This is a genomic window from Campylobacter concisus (assembly GCF_002912425.1).
GTDB classification, from domain to species: Bacteria; Campylobacterota; Campylobacteria; order Campylobacterales; family Campylobacteraceae; genus Campylobacter_A; species Campylobacter_A concisus_AH.
Genome location: NZ_POYR01000119.1, coordinates 1 through 1,182 on the forward strand (window position 1 = coordinate 1; position 1,182 = coordinate 1,182).

At 33.6% G+C, this 1,182-nt stretch carries 1 protein-coding gene; it reads left to right on the plus strand.

What is annotated here, in order from left to right; genetic code table 11:
• Positions 1-1,182 (plus strand): hypothetical protein (locus tag CYP84_RS10775; protein WP_180996396.1); only part of this gene is annotated, 1,182 nt, incomplete at both ends.

Consider the following 1,182-nt stretch of genomic DNA (forward strand, 5'->3'; position numbering starts at 1 on the left):
TAAGCTAAATTCTCTTTTGAGCTCTGAGACATCAAAGAAATTTGAGACCGAAAATATCTACTGCGTAAATTTAACATCCTCTTCTACATCTAACGCTTCAAGGATAAATAAGCTCTTAAAAAGAAGAGAAGAAGAGCTTTATAAGCAAGAGGATATGCTCATACTCTGCCCTATCAAGACGGCTACTCCTATTAGGATATTTCAGCCTAAAAAGAGCAACTTTACCATAGTGCTAGCCAGCCAAACAGAATTTGACTGTAGCGAGCTAAACCCAAAAGAGCTAAATCCTAGCAGACCAAACTATGGCAAGCTAAATTTATGCGAGCTAATACTCACTGACTTTAAATTTGACTCTTATGAGAAAGAGAACAAAGGCGCTTCGTCTGATAGAGATATCAAATTTAAAAACGCAAAGACCAAGTCAGATAGTGTGATCCTTTATAAAGAAAACGATGATGGCAAAGATGATAAAAACAAGACAAAGGGTGCTTGCTTTACTAGTATAAGGCAAAGTAGCGATGAGATAGAGTACAAGCTAGAAGATGGTGTTGTAAAGATGAGCCACTTTAAACTCCCCTCATCTAAAGACGAATATCTAAATTTCAATCTTCTAAATTTCGCTAAGGAGAATAACTTTACCCTTAGAGATGATAAAGACTCAGCTATGTTTGATATGAAGCTTCGTCTAGCTCTTGGTAATAATGTAGTACCTACATCAACATCTAGTTCAAGCCTTGCTCTAACACTAAATAATCTCATCATTGAAAACGAAAAAGGTGAAGCTAGTGATATAGATAAGATATATCTTCACCACTGCGGTGATAAAAATATATATGAGAGTACATCTTTAGTTAAAAACAAAGACTCAGACATGAAAAACTCATATAGGGCTACATTTAATATACCTATAGATAGAAATGATAAGAAAGATACTAAGCTTATAGTCTATTCATCTGATCTAAGTAAAATTTATGATACTAAAAGCATACATGCCTACACTGGTACAGCTATCATATCTATAGGATACAAAGATAAAAGTGGTAGTAGTTATAGCTATACAAACAAGGTATCTTTAAGAGATATAACAGATCATATAGTAAATGTAGTATCTGATAGTGAGTATCCATTTAAGACAAATGAAGAGATAAGTTTAAAGGCTATATATAAACAAGAAAAAGGTAG